This is a genomic window from Leptolyngbya sp. BL0902 (assembly GCF_016403105.1).
Taxonomy (GTDB): Bacteria; Cyanobacteriota; Cyanobacteriia; order Phormidesmidales; family Phormidesmidaceae; genus Nodosilinea.
Map to the genome: position 1 here is coordinate 2859458 of NZ_CP046155.1, position 18543 is coordinate 2878000.

The window sequence follows — 18543 nt, forward strand, 5'->3', positions numbered from 1 at the left end:
CGTGGGGGAGGGGAAGCAGGCATGGAGACGGCCTAGGGGGTACAGATTTGGCGATCCTGGGGCGTCAGTCCCTCGCCGTGGCGGAGGTAGTCTTGCACCCAATCGCAGGCATAGGCGACAAAGTCGAGGGTCATAATTTGCTCCATGTCCCAGACGATCAACTGGCCGTTGTCGCTGCCGGAGTAGAGCAGGTTGCCCCCGGCATTGAAGGTGAGGGCGGTGATGATTCCCCCTTGGCCAGGGAGAATGGTACGAAGGGTGCCGTCTTGGTGCCACAGTTTAATCGATCCATCAATGCCTCCGGTGGCGATAGTGTGGCCGTCGGGGCTGAAGGCCACCCGCGTCAGGCCATCGCTTTGGCCAGGGATTGGTTGGAGAGGGCCGTTGGGGTAAGTCCAGAGGTAGAGGGTATCGTCTAGGCTGGTGGCGGCTAGGCGTTGGCCATCAGGACTCCAGGCAATGCCCCACACGGCCCCGGCATTGGCAATGGGAGTGCCGATCAGGGTGCCATCGGTGCGCCATAGTTTGACTGTGCCCTCCTCGCTGGCCGAAGCCAGGGTGGGGGCCTGGGAGCTAAACGCCAGTTGCCAAATGCGCGAACTGTGGGCTTTAAACCGGGTTTTCACTGCCCCCGTAGCGTCGCGGATTTGGATGGTGCCGTCATCGGTGCCCACGGCGAGGAAGAAGGCCTCTGCGTTCGAGGGGGGTAAGTCGGAACTCGGTGGTGCCTGCAAAGCTAGCCCAAAACCGCTGCCGAGGGTCGTGTCAGGTTGCCAAGGATCGGGCGTTGTGGGCAAAGTCCCCTGATCGAGGGTGAGGCGGTGCAGCCCTGATGTACTGGCGGTAAACAGAAGGTTGCCCGTGGGATCAAAGGCTCCGGCCCTGGGGTCAAAGGCTAGGGTATGGAGCCGTTCTGAATCCCGCCAGATATTCACTTCTCCAGCGGATCCCATGGAGGCAAAGGTGCGGCCATCGGAGCTGGCGGAGAGCGACCAAATGGTGTCGGTATGGCCTACCAGTTCTCGCATCAGGTAGAGATTACGCTGCCAGAGGCGCACGGTGCCGTCGTCGCTGGCGGAGGCGGCAAAGGTGCCATCTGGCCCTAGGGCGGCGTCGCGAATGGTGGCCCGATGCCCCCGCACGGTGCGAATAAAGGTACCGTCACTCTGCCAAATATGGGCTCTACCATCCTTGCCGCTGGCCGCGATAAACGCACCATTGTCGCTACAGGCCACCCCCAGCAGAGGAGCCGAATTCGGCGGGGTGAGGGTTTGCACAAGCTGGCCCTTCCTATCCCACACCTTCACCGTTTGGTCGGAACTGGCGGACACAATCTGATCGCGGCCGGGGCAAACATCCACATCCCACACCTCCGCCCGGTGCCCCACCAAGGACGGTAGCGGCTCCCCATTGGTCCGCCAGCGCTGCACCGTGCCATCCACCACCGCCGCGATTACCTCGTCCCCATCGGCACTAAACACCACGTTCCAGGGAATGCTGGTGGTGGGTAGGGTTTGGGCTAGGGTGCCATCGGTGCGCCAAACCTTGATGGTGCGATCCCCGCCCGCCGAGGCCATCCACTGGCCATTGGGGCTGGTGCCCACTCCCCACACAGGCTGATCGTGGGCCTGGATTTGGAGCTGCTGCTGCCCCTCTAAATCCCACACCTGTAGGGTGCCGTCTAGGCTTCCGGTGATGATCCGCTGGGAGTCGGCGGTGAAGGCCACCCGATGCACCGTATTTTGGTGCTCTAGGCGATGCACCAGGCGACCATCCCTGGCCCACAAAACTACGGTTCTATCATTGCTGCCCGTGGCGATCCACTGGCCATCAGGGCTAATGTCCACCGTCAGCACGCCCCCCCGATGCCCGGTCAGGCGGTTGCGTTCATTGCTGCCAAAGACGGTTTGATTCAGCACCGCATTCACCCCATCGCGCAGGGCCACCCCAGGGGACTGCACCCGCCCTAGGGCGCGGTAGGCTCGCAGCGCTTCCACCATGGCATCCAACTGCTGGTGAGAGGTAAACTGCCCATTGGAGGAGGAAGTCAGCGCCTTCACTTCCCCCAGTTGGCTCCGCTGATACTGCTGCCAGGTGATCCAGCTTAGGCCCAAGGCCCCCACCAAGGCCGTAGAAACGACCCCCAGCAGCACGGTTCTGAGCTGCGCCACCTGGCGGGTTTGCCGCAGGCTTTGGTTTTCGGCCTGGAGTCGTTCGTTCTCTAGGTTTTGCTGAATACGCCGCTGTTCCGCCTCCTGGCTGGCCTGAAAGAAGCGGTAGTCTAAATCCCCCAGCCGCCGACTTTGGGGCTTAGCCCAATCCAACACCTGGCGCAGGGTTTCCCCGCGCAGCAGCCGCGACTCATCGCCATAGCCCGAGGCCACCCAGGCATTGAGGGCTTGGGCGTAGGGGCGCAGATTGTCTAACTGGGTTTGAATCCAGGCTTCGGAAAACACCGCCCGATAAATGGGATTTTTCACCCGCAGGGTTCCTTCCACCTGGGCCACCAGCCCCGACAGCAGCAGTTCCCGCTGGGCCGAACTGCCGTCGAAGGGCACCTCCTCCTGGGCTAGCACCCGCTGGTAGAGGGCCAGCAGCCGGGGGGCGCGTTGCTCATTGTGGAGCAGCCGATCCCGAATGGTGCGGAGATGTTCTGGGTTGTCCTGGCTTTCCCAGTGGTCGATCACGTAATCGCGCACCAGCCGCGCCACCCATAAATCCTCCCCTCCCGGCGGCATGGGCAACGGCTCCCTAGGATTGACCTGGGCCAGACTCATCACCCGCTGACAGAGCTTTTGGGTGAGAAAGGGCTGGCCTCCCGTCCAGTGGAGAATGGCGGCTAGCACGGCCTCTGGATGGCAGATCTGAGGCCCAAACCCCGTTAGAAGAGGCTGACTTTCCGCCAGGGTAAAGTCCTGGAGATCAATGGCGCGGCCAATGTTGAAGGGGGTGCGCTGGGGGTCGCGAATCAAATCTGAGGGGGTGGCCACGCCAAACAGCCCCCAGGTGAGGCGGCCATAGTCGGCCTGGTGAACCCGCTGTTCGTGGCAGGCGCGGATGAAGGCGAAGAAGTCGTTGGCGGGAAAGTCGAGGCTCAGCACGCTGTCGATTTCGTCTACCAAAATAAACAGGCGGCTGTGGGGCAGGTGCTCAAAGATTTCATCAATCAGCAGCCGTAACTGCTGCACGGGGGGGAGGGAACCCCAGGTTTGCCAGCGATCATTGATGTTGATGGAGCCAAGGAGGTGCAGCTCCCGCAGCACTACCACCATCACCCCCCGATACCACTGCTCCATCGACACCTGATCGCTGCCTAGTTCGGTCATATCCAGATAGATGCAGCGATGTCCGGCCTGCTCTAGGCGCTGACGAATCCGCGTTCTCAGGCTAGATTTGCCCATTTGGCGGGCATTGAACACGTAGCAAAACTCCCCTGCCAATAGCCCCTCCCAGAGCTGCTGATCCGCTGCCCGCACCACGTAGGTTTCAGCATCGGCAGTCAGGCTTCCGCCAGCCTGGTAGAGATGGGGCAAGGGACGAACAGTCACAGGGGGCCAGAGAATGCATCAGAAATGGGGCAGCGGGCAGGCAAAAAACAGTCTGGAAGCACCCTAGGATGCGGGTTGAAACAGGGGTTCCCCACCCGCCGTCAGGCTAGAGATCGGCGTAGAGAGCGGAAAAATAGTCTCGGCAGAGGTGACAACGTACCCGAACTCGCCCAGATTCAAGCTGCACGATCCCCATGGCCTCTAGGCGGTGAGCAACAGAAGCTGGTAACACCACAGGCTGATCCGAGGCAATCACCTGCTGCCAAGCTTTTTCCAGATCGGGGGACTGCTGAAAAATCGCCCACAGCCGATGCAAATACTCGCGGTAAATGCCGTCGTCGGTGGCGGCCTGATCGATCAACTGCTGGCTTGTAAAATGGCCCGACTGAAGCCAATAGAACGCGATTTGTAAGAGGTAGGGGTGGCCTCCTACCCGGATGAGCAGACGGTTGATATCATCCTCACTCACCCCCTGATTGGCCAGATGATGGCGCTGGGCCAAGTCCTCCGCTTGGGTGCGGGTCAGCAGGGGCAATTCGAGGGGGAGCCCCACGTTGAAGGGAGACTGGTGGGTTTGCAAGGGCAGATCAAGCTCGGCGGCATAGGCCATCACCAGCCGCAACTGCCCCCACTCTGGGCTACTGCGGGCCTGCTCGTACCAGGAACGCAGCATGGCGAAAAAATTGCTGGCAATCGTGGGGTACTCGGCCAGGTGGTGCAGGGTATCGATGGCCACTACCACAGGCATAGCCAGCCGACTGAGCACCTGGTCTTGTATAAATGTGGTGCAACTGAGTTTGCTGCCAGCACTGGCAAACCAATAGTCGTCCACATTCAGATTGAAGTTAAACTTCTGGCTGATGGCCCAGCAAAACCAGCGGGCAAAGGCATCAAAGCTCTCGAAGGCGGAGGCATCGGCCTGACGCATATCGATCAGGGCTACGGGCATCCCCTCCCGCTGCGCCTGTCCGAGGAGTCGGTGAATCAGCGATGTCTTGCCCATCCCCCAAGCCCCCTTGATGCGAAGCAGACTGCCCGACTGTTGCAGCGCCCGATGGGCCATCTCCTCTAGGGGTGGACGTTCTACATACCATGACGACTGAAAGGGCAGGGGCGATCCAGGAAACTCAATCGACTTTTCCCCCACCACCGTCGCTGCTGGCATTCCCAAGGGGTTTCGATCCTCCGGCTGTCGGGCGACTTCCGCCAGGATAAACCGCAGGCGTTTTTTGCTCACCGGGTAGCCTAGGTGCTGGGAGAGGGCTTGCCACAGCCGGGAGCCGATATCTTTGAGGTATCCCTCCTCATAGCCCGTGTCTACCGCCATGTCTCGGTAGCGCTGATCTTGCCAAGTACGGATAAAAACGAGTTCTTCAACGTAGCTCAACTGCTGTGGCGCTAGAATCTGTTTCACAATCTCCAGGGCCGCTTTCACATCCATGGACTGTGGTGAAAAAGGAGTCATTGTTTATAGGTGGCTACGTTACTAAAAAGTCTGATCGGTTAGCTAAGTCTGCTGAATCGACTAGGTGGGCTCAAGGGGCTTGGGGTAAGGACTGAAACCCTGTCAGCTTGCCCATATTAGCGCCAATGCTGCTTTTTCTATCAATCAGCCGATCAAGCTTAAAAAAGCATCATTTAGGTTAACGCTAGCTATCATTCCTACGGCCTAGGCTGAGAGATTGACGTCCTATAAGCTTAGGACAAAGCTGGCTATAGGTCATCCCTGACAACCGTAGAACTACTGGAAATCTGACCCAGCATTTAGCCTACCCTCTGGTCTGATAGCGAAGACATCGCTCTGAATCTAGACTCTGAATCTAGACCTTGGGGCAGGCGATCTGCGGCCATAGCCTTGAGTCTGGGGCGACGGTAGCCATCACAATGGGCGGGATTTCGCTATTCTGGATCTGGATTTTTCTGGCCCAACGACCCCAGACCTTGTTCAAGGGTCCTAGGCATCATGCCGCTTTCCCAAGGAGACCTCCGCACTATGACCCGTCGCTGGATTTTTGGGCTGTTGAGCCTCGCTCTGATTGTTACCCTCGGATGGGCGCACTATCCGGCCCAGGCCACACAGCCCCTGCAACCCCTGATTCAGGTGGTAGGGATGCCTTCGCTGCCCCCGGTAGCCGACCTAGAACCCCGCAAAGCCCTCGAGGCTGGCCCCACTGACTTCAAGCCCCCTATTCTTGCCCAGGATACCCTGCTAGCTCAGGCGGCCCCGCGCCAGGTGATGGCCCTCGCCGATCCCAGCAACTATGGAGATCGCTTTGCCACCGATGTCCATGGCAACCCAGTGACCAACGAGTTCATTGCTGTCCTCCACGAAACCGTGGGTTCTGCCCAGAGCGCCATTAACCTCTTTCGCACGCGCCATAGCCGCGATGCCGACCAGGTCAGTTACCACACTCTGATTGGCCGGGATGGCACTATCTACTACATCGTGCCGCCCGAAAAGCGGGCCTTTGGGGCAGGAAATTCGGTGTTCAACGGCCCTAACGGCCCCGAAACCGTGCGGACAAATCCCAACTTTCCCCCCTCGGTGAATAACTTCGCCTACCACGTTTCCCTCGAAACCCCCGGTGATGGCATGAACAACCGCCGCAGCCACAGCGGCTACACCCAGGCTCAATATATTTCCCTGGCTTGGCTCCTGGCCCAAACCACCATCCCCGACAACCGCATCACCACCCACCAAGCCGTAGATCGGTCGAATAACCGTATGGATCCGCGCAGCTTCAATAGCCAGCAGTTGTTTTCCCTGCTGCGCCAATATCCCACCCGCGCTGGACTCTCTGGTTAGTGAACTGGGGCTGTGGTCTGGCCCTGTATTGCCCTAGTTATCTGGCCCAGTGAATGGTGCGCTTTTCGACTAGGGCAAAGCAGCCGTACAGCAGAATGCCCATGGCGGCGAGGGACAAAATCGCCAAAAACGCCAGGGCCACATTAAAGCTGGCGCTGGCGGAGACAATCACATAGCCAATGCCCCGATCCGAGGCCACGGTTTCAGAAATCACTGAACCAATAAAGGCTTGGGAAATGGCTACCTTGAGGGAGGCAAACAGGTAGGGGAGGGAATGGGGGAAGCCCACCTTCTGAAAGATTTCCCAGCGGCTGGCCCCTAGGGAACGGAGGACATCCTGCATTTCGGGCTCTACGGTGGCTAGCCCCGCCGCCACATTCACCACAATGGGAAAAAACGCCAGGGTGAAGGCGGTGATGATGGCGGGCACTGCGCCAATGCCAAACCAAATCGCCAGCAGCGGCACCAGCGCCACCTTGGGAATGGTGTTAAAGCCCACCAGCAAGGGATACAACACCAGGTAAGCCAAGCGGGAGTAGCCGATTAAAAAACCCAGCACAACGCCGAGGCCCAGACCCATGAAAAATCCAGCCAGGGTGGTGCTGAGGGTGGTGAGGCTGTGCCGCCAGATGGTGTTTCTGTAGGTTTGGGCGGCTTCCCACACATCGCTGGGGGCGGGCAGCAAAAACTGGGGAATCTCGAAGAGGCGGGTGGAGGCTTCCCAAACCAGCAGCAGCAACACCGTGGCAATGGCGGGCAGCACGTAGGCCGCCTGCTTGCGCTGGAGATAGCGGTTAAACGACTGGGCAAACGACGACATCAACGGCGACACAACACGCAACCTCCCTTCTCCTATGGTCAACCCTAGCCTTGATGCTATGGGAGGATGACCGAACAAACGGCTCAATGCGGACAATCGGTCTCCTGGGGGTATTGTCGCAGAATCGTTGCCCAGGGACAGTGGGTCGGTAGGTGAGGGGGTGGGTAGATCGCAAATGTCCTGGTTTGCTGCAACTTGCCCTTGTTCTCAGACTCTCACCCTTGGGGCGAAAGCCGCGCGCCTGGAATGGGTCGGCTCAAGGGTCTAGCTAACCAAGGTCTAGCTAACCAAGGTCTAGCTAACCAAGGTCTAGCTAACCAAGGTCTAGCTGACCAAGCCATGCTCTAGGGAAAAGCGGACAAGTTCGGTGCGGCTGTTGGTTCCGGTTTTGCTGAACAAACGACTGACGTACTTCTCCACATTGCGAACGCTGGTATCGAGACGGCTAGCAATTTCTTTGTTCATCAGCCCCTCGGCGACCAAATCCAGCACGCTCTGCTCGCGGGGGGTGAGGTCAATATTCACGTCGGAGACCATTTTTATGACACCGCCCTTTTGGGTCAGCATGGCCTTGATCTCCTCAATTTGGCGGGCCATCACGGCAATGTCAGGGAGGTCTCCAGTGTCGGGGCTTTGGGCGGCACGGCGTTCGATTAAATTGCCCACCACCGCCACCAATTCCTCCGGGTCAAAGGGCTTGGAGAGGTAGGCATCACAGCCCGAGTTGTAGCCCTGGATGCGGTCTTTGGTCATGCCTCGGGCGGTGAGGAACACCACGGGCAGGCCCTTGAAGCGCACATCCTCTCGCACCTGGGCCAAGAAGGCGTGGCCATCTACCTGGGGCATCATAATATCGGAGATCAGCACGTCGGGGGTGGCCTCCTGGAGCAGCGCCCAACCTTCCTGGGCATTGCTGGCGGTGCGGACGACGAAGCCGCTGTCCTCTAGATAGGCTTGCACGGCTTCCCGCAGACCGGGCTCATCATCAACCAGCAAAATGTTTCCAGTGTAGTCAGACATGGCGGTAGGGGGCTGCATGGGATCAATGCCCAATGTAACCTGGAATGCCGGGGACAACGCCGCCGGAGACGGTAGAAATATGCCCCCTTCTGGGGTGGGGTTTTACGCCCGCCGCAGGTACGTTAGAAGCCTAACCAGCTCTTGGTCGGAGGGTAGGGAGGCATTGGCGCACTCTGGAATAGGGCTTTTCGCTCTGCACGCCTTTGCGGCTTGCATCCCTTTGCGCCCTGCATAAAAGCGAGGATCAACCGTCCTAAACGGGAGGATATTCGCTAGAGTAGGGACACAAGCCGTCATCGCGATATGAGCGATTACACACCGCCTACGGACGGCCTGAACAATAGCCCAGGGCATGGCCCATGGTAAAGCAAAGCCGAACATGAGGGGCGCGGGATGCTATCAAAAGGAGGGCGTATGGGCGGAATAGGATCGCAAACGGTCTGGATTGCCGCCGCCTTGGCCTTGGGGGGTGGCGTAGGCTGGGCAGGGCATCACTACGTGGATCATCTCACGGCTACTGAGATGGTCGAGATAGCTCCGACGGAACCGGAGTCTTCCCTGGCGACCCTATCCCTACCCGCCGAGCCAGTCCCGGAACCCACGGCGTCTACCAATTCCTTAGCCATTGTCGCCTCTAACTTTATTGCGGCGGCGGTGGAACAGGTGGGGCCAGCGGTGGTTCGCATTGATGCGGAGCGGTCGGTGTCCCAACTAAACCCCGAAACCTTTAACAATCCCCTGTTTCGCCGCTTTTTTGGCGAAGAAATTCCCCCAGAAATGGTGCCCGACCGCCTAGAACAGGGCACCGGGTCGGGGTTTATCCTTAGTGCCGATGGCCGCATCCTCACCAATGCCCACGTGGTAGACGGCACCCGCACAGTGAAGGTGACGCTGCGCGATGGCCGCACCTTTGAGGGGCAGGTGGTGGGCGTAGATTCCGTCACCGATGTGGCGGTGGTCAAAATTGAGGCGGAGGATCCGCTGCCGACGGTGCGCCTGGGCAGCACCGCCAACCTGTCCCCCGGTCAGTGGGCCATTGCCATTGGCAACCCCCTTGGGCTAGATAACACCGTTACCGCTGGCATCATCAGCGCCATTGGCCGCACTAGCAACCAGGTGGGTATCCCCGATAAGCGGGTGCAGTTCATCCAAACCGACGCGGCTATCAATCCGGGCAACTCCGGTGGCCCGCTGCTGAACGACCAGGGCGAAGTGATCGGCATGAACACCGCTATCCGCGCCAACGCCCAGGGGCTAGGCTTTGCCATCCCCATCGAAACCGCCAAGCGCATTGCCGACGAACTCTTTGCCACCGGAGAGGTGCAGCATCCCTTCCTGGGTATTCAGATGGTAGAACTCACCCCCGACACCATCGCCGAAATCAACGCCCAGCAGCAAATGAATATTCCCCTCGATGAATCCGGTGTGCTGATTGTGCGCGTGTTGGAAGGCAGCCCTGCCCAAGCCGCCGGACTACAACCCGGAGACATCATCCAGCGGGTCAACAATCAAGAGGTTAGAACCCCCACGGATGTGCAAAGCCAGGTGGAATCCAGCCAAATTGGTCAAGACTTAGCCATCGACATCCACCGCAACGGCACCGATCAAGCCCTAGCCGTCAAGCCGACGGCCATGCCTGCTGAGTTGCGCTAGCGCCTGCCCCAGCGCTACTCTACCGCCAGAGACACGCGATTGCCGCCCAGGCTACGTAGATCCGTAAGCAGTGTGGCTACCTCGCGGTAGGCCAGGGTGCGATCAGCCTTGAGCACCAACTGCCCGCCTGGGTTTTGGCTAAAGTAGGTTTGCACCTGCTGAGAAAGCTGAGCCCAGGTGACGGGCTGGCCCTCTAAAACAAGGTTGCCATCGTTATCGAGGCCCACCACTAGGGCTTCCCCAGAAACGACCTCGCCTTCGCCCAATCCGCCTTCTGCTACCGACTGGGGCAGCCGCACATTCAAAATTTGCTGGCCTGTCATACCCATGGAAATGATGATGAAGAAGGTGAGTACCGTCATCAGCACGTCCATCATCGGCACGAGGTTGACCTCGGGCAACTGTGAGCGAGAGGATTGACTTTTAAAGCGCATGGCAAGGGAGAAACGGTAAGGAAGGGCGTCAGGGTGAGCTGTTGCAGCCCCAGGTCTAGCATATTGAGGAGGCCATCGTCAGGATCCCCAGACTACAAAGCCGTGGTTCTATGCCCTTACAGATCGGGGTTGATCCCCTGGGCGCGGAGTAGGTCAGCGAGACGTTCGGCCCTTTGCCGCTCGGCTTCAGCCCGTTGCCGCTCAGCTTCAGCCCGTTGCCGTTCGGCTTCGGCTCGTTGACTCTCAGCTTCGGCCCGTTGACTCTCAGCTTCGGCTTGCTCGGCACTCCAGAGGAGCAGGTTGCCGTCGGCGTCCCACCAGCGCAGCCAGTTGATCGTTTGAGCCAGCCGTTCCCCTCGCCACACGCCTAAAAACAGCCCCAGCGGCTCTACCCAAAAGCGTCCGGCAGCATCGGGAGTTTGCAGCACATAGCCTCCATTTTGCAGCGACCGCACCTCTAGGCGACCGCGCATGGGTTCGTAGATGACGTAGACGGGCACCTGGAGGATTTGCTCGTAAAAATAGAGCTTGCCGTAGGGGGGCATGGATCGAATGGACAGCTCGCCGTTGTCATCGGCGGAGAGAAATTCCATCACCACCGCCACGCCTCCCCCCTCCAGGCTGGGCGTGTAGCTGCGGCGCACCACGCCTTCCGGTACAGGGTTGGCCTGGGGCACGTAGAACCAGTCAGGAGCTTTGACCACCGTTTCGTGATCCACTCCGGCAACCAGACCAAAGTTAGAGCCGATCAGCATTTCTGGGCGGATGCGCTGGGCGGCTCCCAGGGCATCGGTGAGGGCGGCGGCAAGGGGTGGCTGTTGAATATTTTCCACTGGGTCGTCCACTAACTTGAAATCATCGGGCAGGGGGGGCCAGGTGATGACGGGGCCAGTGCGGGGCTGAGCTTGAACCATGGCAAGCGCGTCCTGGGCGGAGTGCTACGTTGACAGGTGAAATTTTGTAAGCGAGATCGGGCAATGACGAGGGGGTGTGGGCTAGGTTAGCAGCAGGTTGGCTGTGCCGACCTCCCCTGTCTAGATGGTAGCTCACCCATGACATCCCCCATGGCCTCAACGCCAGAATCCCGTATGTGGGCCAGTTTGGCCCATGTCAGCGCCTTTGCGGGGCTGGTCTTCCCCTTTGGCAGCATTCTTGGCCCTCTGCTGATCTGGCTGATCAAGCGAGAAGAAATGCCCTTTGTGGATGACCAGGGCAAAGAAGCCCTGAATTTCAACATCTCCATGACCATGTATACGGTGGTCTCGATGTTGATGATTGTGGTGTTGGTGGGCTTGTTGATGCTCCCTGCTGTGGCCCTACTTTGGGCGATTTTTGTGATTTTGGCAGCAGTGCGCTCCAATGAGGGGATTCCCTTTCGCTATCCCCTCACCATTCGCTTTATTCAATAGCCTAGCCGGAATTCAGCAGCCCGGGCTGAATGCGAGCTTAGGACAGACCGCACAGTTGCTCTAGGGTGGCCACAAAGCTGGGGTAGGACACGGCGGCAGCTTCGGCCCGTTGAATCACCGTTTCGCCCTGGGTGCGAAGGGCCGCAATGGCAAGGCTCATGGCGACACGGTGATCGCCAAAGCTTTCTACGGTGGCCCCTTTGAGTTCACTGTGACCGTGGATGGTCAGCCCTTCCGGGGCTTCCTCCACCTTGGCTCCTAGGGCGCTGAGCTGGCTGGCCATGGCGGCGAGGCGGTCGCATTCCTTCACCCGTAGTTCGGCGGCGTCGGTGATGGTGGTGGTGCCCTCGGCAAACAGGGCGGCAATGGCCAAAATGGGGATTTCGTCGATCATGCGGGGGATGAGATCGCCGCTAAAGTGCGCAGCCTTGAGGGGGCCATAGCGCACCCGCAGATCCGCCACGGGTTCCCCGGTCACTTCCCGGGGATTTTCGAGGGTGATGTCCGCTTCCATGGCTTGCAGGGCGTCCAAAATTCCGGTGCGGGTGGGGTTGATGCCCACATTTTCCACCACCAGATCCGAGCCGGGGGTGATGGCTCCGGCCACCAGCCAAAAGGCCGCTGAGCTAATGTCTCCAGGCACCACAATGGTTTGGCCCGTCAGCGTGGCGGGGCCGTGGACGGTGACGCTACAGGTCTCCGGATCCACGGTGAGGTTGGCCCCAAAGGCCCGCAGCATTCGTTCGCTGTGGTCACGGGAGAGGCTGGGTTCGGTGACGGTGGTATCGCCTTCGGTCATCAGCCCTGCTAGCAACAGGCAAGATTTCACCTGGGCCGAGGCCACCGGAGACTGGTAATGAATAGGCTTCAGCGTGGTGCCCCGGACGGCTAAGGGCGCTTGGCGGTCGCACTGACGGCCCCAAATTTGTGCCCCCATCTGCCGCAGCGGATCAATCACCCGACCCATGGGGCGCGACCGCAGAGAACTATCCCCCGTCACCGCAAAAAATCGGTTGGGATGGGAGGCCAGCAGGCCCAGCATCAGCCGCAGGGTCGTCCCGGAATTGCCCGCATCCAGCACGTCGGCGGGCTCCTGCAATTTCCCCAGGCCCACCCCCTGCACCGTCACCCACTCGTCTTCCAAATTTGACATCCCAACACCCATGGCCCGAAAGCAGGCGGCGGTACTGCGCGGATCTTCCCCCAGCAGCAAACCCTGGATGCGGGTTTCGCCCTGGGCAATGGCCCCTAGCATCAGCGCCCGGTGGGAGATGGACTTGTCGCCCGGAATCTTCACCCGCCCCCGCAGCGCTACCCCTTCGCCGGGGAAGGCCAGGGTCAAGGTTTGGTGCGGATGGGCTTCGGTCAGGTGGATACGGGCAGTCATAGCAGCAGGGATGAAGGGCAGAAGGTCGAAATTAGACAACAATAAGGCCGTAGCCGATCCTACCGCTTTCTGCCCTGGGTTCGGTTGGCCATGGCGCTAGATTCTGAAGCCAACCTGGGTAGATGGCCTAACCTGCGCTCTGATCCACTGAATGATAGTCGCATCCTGATGGGCGTTGGATGGGATGACAGGCTGAGGCTAGGGCGTTTTGGGGACAGGCGGAGACTCCATCGCTGAACGATGACGACGGAACCCCAGGGAAAAGCAAGTCTGCCATAGATGATCCGCTTGGGGCTCGCTGGTGACGGTAATCGTGCCCTCCAACTGCTCCACTAGACCTCGCACCAAGGCCAGCCCCGTCCCCGTGCCGGGAATGGCATCCTTCGTAGCATTGCGGCCTCGACGGAATTTTTCAAAGATGTGAGCCAGTTCGTCGGCTTGAATCCCCGCTCCCACATTGCTGATCTGCACGACAGCCTGGGCATCAGTGGCGGCGGGGGGGAGGAGGGTAATAGTGACGGTACTGCCAGAAGCAGAGTATTTTTGGGCATTAGTCAGCAGTTCTTGCATGATCCGAGTCAGGGGGCTGGCTGCCGCCAAAACCCGCACGGGCTCTTGGGGCACCGTGACAACGAGGGAAAGCTGAACCGCCGCCAAATCCGCCTGAATTTCCTGGGCTAAGGTGGTGAGCGCTTGTCCCAAATCGACTGGAATAAGCTGAGTACGGCCAGTGCCCGCATCCACCGTTTGCAGCATCAGCAGGTCGTTAACTAAATTAGTTTCGCGACTGCACTGCTGTTCCAAGATATCTAGATACATAGCCACCCGCTCTGGGGTTAGGTCGGGCCGTCTCAGCATCCGAATGGCCAACATCATGCTGGTCAGAGGAGTGCGTAGCTCGTGGTTGAGGGTGCTGAGAAAGTCTTCCTTGAGGTAGCTGAGATAGCGCAGTTGCTCGTTGCACTGCTGGGTCTGTTGCTGAAGATGGTGCTGATGGAGAGCGACCGCGACCAAACTAGCGAGGTTGACGGCTAGGGCTTCTTCGACTGCCAAGCCAGGGCCGCGACGGCGATTCAGCAACACCACCACCCCTTCGCAGTCGGGGGCAGCGGTGATTACGATGGAACGGTAGATTTTGATGCCTGCTAGCCACGCTTCGCCCTGGGGATGATCGGGGGTCAGCGCCAACAGGGCATCGCGCCAGGGAAGAGGGACAGGACTACCCTGAGGGACAGAAAATTGCTGAATTAGGGCTTGAGCCATCCGATGCTGAAGCGCCGCCTGGGGGGATCGCCCCAAGCTGGGTAATTGCCATAGCTGGGCGGTGGATCCATTTTGCCAGCAGGTATAGGCGGTGCTTGCCGTAGGCCGATGGTGCCACAGCACCAAACAGGCATCGGCCCCCAACTGAGAACCCAGCACCTCGGTGATTTGGTGCAGGGTGTAGGGTGTATTTAGGCTGGCGGCAAGGGTGTGTAACAGTTGGCAGGCAATGGTTTGGCTATCCAGAAGATGAGCAGCGACTGGCTTCTGCGCTTCCCCGGCTGATCGCACTGAGAATAGGACGGGGGAATGATCAGATGCCATGGCTCTGGGGTTGAACAACTGCCCTGAATCCTTAGCCAGGGGGAGAGAGTCCTATGATCCTATGATTTGAGGCTTTTTTCTTCCCCCTGACTATCTATAGCCTACTGGCTCCCTTCCCAGACGGTATCCGTAATAATGCCAATTTTTGGACTGGCCTGTTTTGGGATCCTCAGCATTTTCCTAAGTGTCTCCATCCAGGGGTTATGGGCAGATAGAGACACTTCCGTTCCTCTGCGGAGGTGGGCCTTTAGGGGGGACGAACGCTACTGGCCCTGGTTCTGAGACTGGCCCTGGGATTTCATGGATCGGACTACCCAGGTATCTTTGCTGCCGCCGCCCTGGGAGGAGTTGACTACTAGGGAACCCCGCTTGAGGGCCACACGAGTGAGGCCGCCGGGGTTTACGTAGATATCTTGTCCATAGAGAATATAGGGGCGTAGATCCACATGACAGCCCTCAAAGCCCCCGTCAATGAGGGTGGGGACGCGGGAGAGGCAGAGGGTGGGCTGGGCGATATAGCCCCTGGGGTTGGTGCGGATACGGTCGGCAAATTCGAGCCGCTGCTCCTCCGTGGCGTGGGGGCCGACCAGCATCCCGTAGCCGCCGGAGGCATTGGTGGCCTTCACCACCAGCTTGTCTAGGTTGCTGAGGACGTGGGCCTGCTGGGTGGGGTCTTCGCACAAAAAGGTGGGCACGTTGGGGATGAGCTGGTCTTCGTCGAGGTAGTAGCGGATCATCTGGGGCACGTAGGCATAGACCAGTTTGTCGTCGGCCACCCCGGTACCGAGGGCGTTGGCGATGGCCACCCGTCCGGCCCGGTAGACCTCCATCAAACCGGGCACCCCCAGCAGGGAATCGGGCCGGAAGGCTTGGGGATCAATAAAATCGTCATCAATGCGGCGATAGACCACATCCACCCGCTCTAGCCCCTTGGTGGTACGCATTTTGAGGTAGCCGTCAGACACGACGAGATCCCGACCTTCGACCAGTTCCGCCCCAATTTGCTGGGCCAGGAAAGAATGCTCGAAGTAGGCGGAGTTGTACATCCCCGGAGTCAGCACCGCTACGCGAGGGTTAATTAGCGTTTCTGGCGCTAGGTTGAGCAGGGTTTCTAGGAGCTGGCTGGCGTAGTCATCCACCGCCGCAATGTCCATGGCCGAGAACAGGTGGGGGAAGGTGGTCTTCATCACCCGCCGATTTTCTAGCACGTAGGACACGCCGGAGGGGCAGCGCATATTGTCTTCGAGGACGTACCAGGTACCATCCTGGTCGCGCACAAGATCGGTTCCGGTGATGTGGCACCAGATATCGTTGGGCGGCTGAAGGCCCATGCAGGGTTTCAAAAAACCGGGGGCGCTTTCCACCACATGGCGCGGAATCACCCCATCGTTGAGGATTTTTTGCTCGTTATAAACGTCGTGAATAAAGCAATTAAGGGCATAAATGCGCTGTTTGAGTCCCTTCTCTAGCCACTCCCACTCGTGGCCAGGAACAATGCGGGGAATCACATCGAAGGGGAAAATTCGTTCGGTGCCCTGGGTGTCGCTATAGACATTGAAGGTGACGCCCAGCTTAAACAGGGTTTTTTGTACGGCCTCCTGGCGCTGCTGCAACTCCACCAAGGACATGGCATTGACTCGCCGAATCAGCAGTTCTGCTTCTGGGCGAGGCTGGCCCTGGCCGATAAATAGTTCGTCATAGAAGTTGCCGGGGTCGTAGGCATCGAATAGCACAGGTGCAGCCTCCCAAGGGGTAGATGGTCGTCCACGATTGCGCAGGGGGTTATCCAGGTGGTTACGCAGTCGGTTTGGATTACACAGTTTGGATTACACAGTCGGTTTAATCATTACTGGGTGATGGCCCCCTCAAGTTGTAGCTTAGGCTACGCCTTTAGGACACCCCCCAACTGACCCAGGCTCGATAGAAAAAGTAGACTGCAAAAAAGGCCAGCAGCCCACGAAACATGAGGGTGACAACACGATCCGGCAGTTTGGGCAAATAGCGGGTGCTGCCCTGCACGCCCACTAGCCCCCCCAGACCCAACAGCGCCCCGGTGAGGGGCACCACATTGCCCTGGAGGCTGTGCCAACCGCAGGCGGAGAGCGCCGTCACCACAATGGCTCCAAGGCTGGTTTGGATGGCGACTTTGATATTTTCCCGCAGCAGTAAGATTTGCAGGGGCACCATGACCACCCCGCCCCCAACCCCAAACAACCCGGCTAGAAAGCCAGCAATTCCCCCAATCAGCATCCGGACAAGAACGGGGTTTCGGGGATGGGATGGGATCGAGGTAGCAGAGTCGTCAGGAGTTGTTGAGGCCCCACCCTCCTGCGATTTGGCCTGGGCCACGACCCGCTTTTTGATGCCAATGAGGTAGATATTCAGAAGCAGGAAAACGCCAAAAATACCCAGTAACCCATGCTCTGGAATGTAGCTGGCCAAGGCCGTCCCCAAAAAGGCTGTCCCCACAGAGGGCAACCCCAGCAGCAGCACGTTCTTGAGATTTAAAGAGCCCATGCGCCAGTTTTGTAGACTGCCGCCCAGAGAAATAATCAAAATTGCCAGGGTGCTGGTGCCCACGGCCTCCACCCCCGACAGCCCCAAGGCAACCATCACCGGAACCATGACGGTGCCGCCGCCAATGCCCAAGAACCCCGCCAGCACCCCCGCAAAGGTACCCACCGCCAACAAGAGTAAAACGTCACCGATCATGGATTTTCAATGCGAGACCTGAGGCCCAATCCTAAGTGGATCGGGCTAATCCAGCAACTCGCCCCGCAGCACAGTAACGGCTTGGCCGCTGAGACGGACGCGGTCGCTATCATCCTGCACCTTGACCACGCCGCCCCGATCCGAGGCTTGGTAGGCGAGGAAACGGGTTTGGCCAAGGCGGTCTCGCCAGTAGGGGCTGAGGCTACAGTGGGCCGATCCGGTGACGGGGTCTTCGGGGATACCGAGGTTGGGGGCAAAAAAGCGAGAAACGAAGTCGTAGGGCGGTTCCCCTAGGCTGGTGACAATCACCCCAGGGACGGGGAGGGCTTGGAGGGCAGCAACGTCGGGCTGTAGTTGGCGCACTACCTCAGCGGTGGCGACCTCCACCAGATAGCCCATTTCGGTGGCCATGACCCGCTGAGGCTCAGCCCCTAGAGCCGCTGCCAAGTCGGGGGGGGCAGAAATGGCTTCAAGGGAGGCGGTGGGAAAGTCAAGCTCAATCCAATCGCGGAATCGGCGGGCGGTGAGAAGGCCGCTGCGTGTGTGGAACAGGGCCGTCTGGGGCGGGGCCAGATAGCCTTCACTCCAAAGCACATGGCTGGTGGCGAGGGTGGCGTGGCCGCAGAGATCGACCTCTGTGGTGGGGGTAAACCAGCGCAGACGGTAGCCTTCGGCTTCGGGATAGACAAAGGCCGTTTCCGAAAGATTCATCTCCTGGGCCACCCGCTGCATCCAGGCGGCAGGTCGCTCCTCTGGCAGAATGCAAACCGCCGCTGGGTTGCCGCCAAAGGGACGATCCGTAAACGCATCAACCTGAAATAGGGGAATCGACATGGCCGGGGTGGGCTAGGGGGACTAGTTCTTGGGATCGCCGCTGTCTTTACCGTCTTTGCCGCCTACAAAGCGATGGGAGACGGTTTCGGGCTGAATGGCGGATAGAATGGTGTGGCCAGAGTCGGTAATAATCACGGCGCGAGTGCGGCGGCCATAGGTGGCGTCCACCAGTTGCCCCCGTTCGCGGGCGTCGCTAATGATGCGTTTGATGGGGGCCGATTCGGGGCTGACAATGGCAATCACCCGATTGGCCGACACAATATTGCCAAAGCCGATATTGATGAGCTTGATGTCCATAATGTTAGGTGGGGGCAGTGAACCAGGGACAGACCA

General features: G+C 59.3%; 15 protein-coding genes. 3 read left to right on the top strand and 12 right to left on the bottom strand.

Annotated features, from left to right (window positions below):
• Positions 1–32: 32 nt before the first annotated feature.
• Together GFS31_RS12595 and GFS31_RS12600 are read right to left on the bottom strand one after the other, a co-directional pair.
• The gene (locus GFS31_RS12595; protein WP_198805153.1) at positions 33–3548 is read right to left on the bottom strand and encodes an AAA-like domain-containing protein; all 3516 of its coding nucleotides are present in this window, start codon (positions 3546–3548) and stop codon (positions 33–35) included.
• A 106-nt stretch (positions 3549–3654) separates the two neighbouring features.
• A complete protein-coding gene (locus GFS31_RS12600) occupies positions 3655–5013 on the bottom strand; it encodes an AAA-like domain-containing protein (RefSeq protein WP_198805154.1) in 1359 nt (452 codons plus the stop codon).
• A 528-nt stretch (positions 5014–5541) separates the two neighbouring features.
• Here GFS31_RS12600 and GFS31_RS12605 point away from each other — a divergent pair.
• Positions 5542–6354: a peptidoglycan recognition family protein gene (locus GFS31_RS12605; protein WP_198805155.1), complete on the top strand. Its 813-nt coding sequence runs from the start codon at positions 5542–5544 to the stop codon at positions 6352–6354.
• A 37-nt stretch (positions 6355–6391) separates the two neighbouring features.
• On the opposite strand, the gene GFS31_RS12610 is transcribed toward GFS31_RS12605, so the two are convergent.
• Both GFS31_RS12610 and GFS31_RS12615 read right to left on the bottom strand, forming a co-directional pair.
• The gene (locus GFS31_RS12610; protein ID WP_198808195.1) at positions 6392–7174 is read right to left on the bottom strand and encodes an ABC transporter permease; all 783 of its coding nucleotides are present in this window, start codon (positions 7172–7174) and stop codon (positions 6392–6394) included.
• Positions 7175–7498: 324 nt separating this feature from the next.
• Entirely contained in the window at positions 7499–8212 is a 714-nt protein-coding gene (locus tag GFS31_RS12615; RefSeq protein WP_225907405.1) for a response regulator transcription factor, read from the bottom strand.
• 396 nt (positions 8213–8608) lie between these two features.
• Between GFS31_RS12615 and GFS31_RS12620 the strand changes: the two genes are divergently transcribed.
• Positions 8609–9847 (top strand): HhoA/HhoB/HtrA family serine endopeptidase, encoded by a 1239-nt coding sequence (locus GFS31_RS12620; RefSeq protein WP_198805156.1) that lies wholly within the window; start codon positions 8609–8611, stop codon positions 9845–9847.
• A 14-nt stretch (positions 9848–9861) separates the two neighbouring features.
• Here the strand turns inward: GFS31_RS12620 and GFS31_RS12625 are convergent, their stop codons facing one another.
• Together GFS31_RS12625 and GFS31_RS12630 are read right to left on the bottom strand one after the other, a co-directional pair.
• On the bottom strand, positions 9862–10281 hold the full coding sequence (locus GFS31_RS12625) for an ExbD/TolR family protein (RefSeq protein ID WP_198805157.1): 420 nt from the start codon (positions 10279–10281) through the stop codon (positions 9862–9864).
• A 116-nt stretch (positions 10282–10397) separates the two neighbouring features.
• Positions 10398–11195 (bottom strand): Uma2 family endonuclease, encoded by a 798-nt coding sequence (locus tag GFS31_RS12630; protein ID WP_198805158.1) that lies wholly within the window; start codon positions 11193–11195, stop codon positions 10398–10400.
• Between the two features lie 138 nt (positions 11196–11333).
• On the opposite strand from GFS31_RS12630, the gene GFS31_RS12635 reads away from it, so the two are divergent.
• Positions 11334–11690: a DUF4870 domain-containing protein gene (locus GFS31_RS12635; RefSeq protein WP_198805159.1), complete on the top strand. Its 357-nt coding sequence runs from the start codon at positions 11334–11336 to the stop codon at positions 11688–11690.
• A 37-nt stretch (positions 11691–11727) separates the two neighbouring features.
• Here GFS31_RS12635 and aroA read toward each other — a convergent pair whose 3' ends face one another.
• The 6 genes from aroA to remA all read right to left on the bottom strand — a co-directional run bounded on the left by aroA (position 11728) and on the right by remA (position 18507).
• A complete protein-coding gene (aroA, locus tag GFS31_RS12640; protein WP_198805160.1) occupies positions 11728–13077 on the bottom strand; it encodes a 3-phosphoshikimate 1-carboxyvinyltransferase in 1350 nt (449 codons plus the stop codon).
• Between the two features lie 198 nt (positions 13078–13275).
• Entirely contained in the window at positions 13276–14664 is a 1389-nt protein-coding gene (locus GFS31_RS12645) for a sensor histidine kinase (protein ID WP_198805161.1), read from the bottom strand.
• Positions 14665–14927: 263 nt separating this feature from the next.
• Complete coding sequence (locus GFS31_RS12650) at positions 14928–16397, bottom strand: circularly permuted type 2 ATP-grasp protein (RefSeq protein WP_198805162.1); 1470 nt, start codon at positions 16395–16397, stop codon at positions 14928–14930.
• 157 nt (positions 16398–16554) lie between these two features.
• Entirely contained in the window at positions 16555–17376 is an 822-nt protein-coding gene (locus GFS31_RS12655) for a sulfite exporter TauE/SafE family protein (RefSeq protein WP_198805163.1), read from the bottom strand.
• Between the two features lie 45 nt (positions 17377–17421).
• On the bottom strand, positions 17422–18210 hold the full coding sequence (locus tag GFS31_RS12660) for a PhzF family phenazine biosynthesis protein (RefSeq protein WP_198805164.1): 789 nt from the start codon (positions 18208–18210) through the stop codon (positions 17422–17424).
• Positions 18211–18231: 21 nt separating this feature from the next.
• Positions 18232–18507, bottom strand: coding sequence for an extracellular matrix/biofilm regulator RemA (remA, locus tag GFS31_RS12665; protein ID WP_198805165.1), 276 nt, complete (start codon positions 18505–18507; stop codon positions 18232–18234).
• Positions 18508–18543 lie beyond the last annotated feature (36 nt).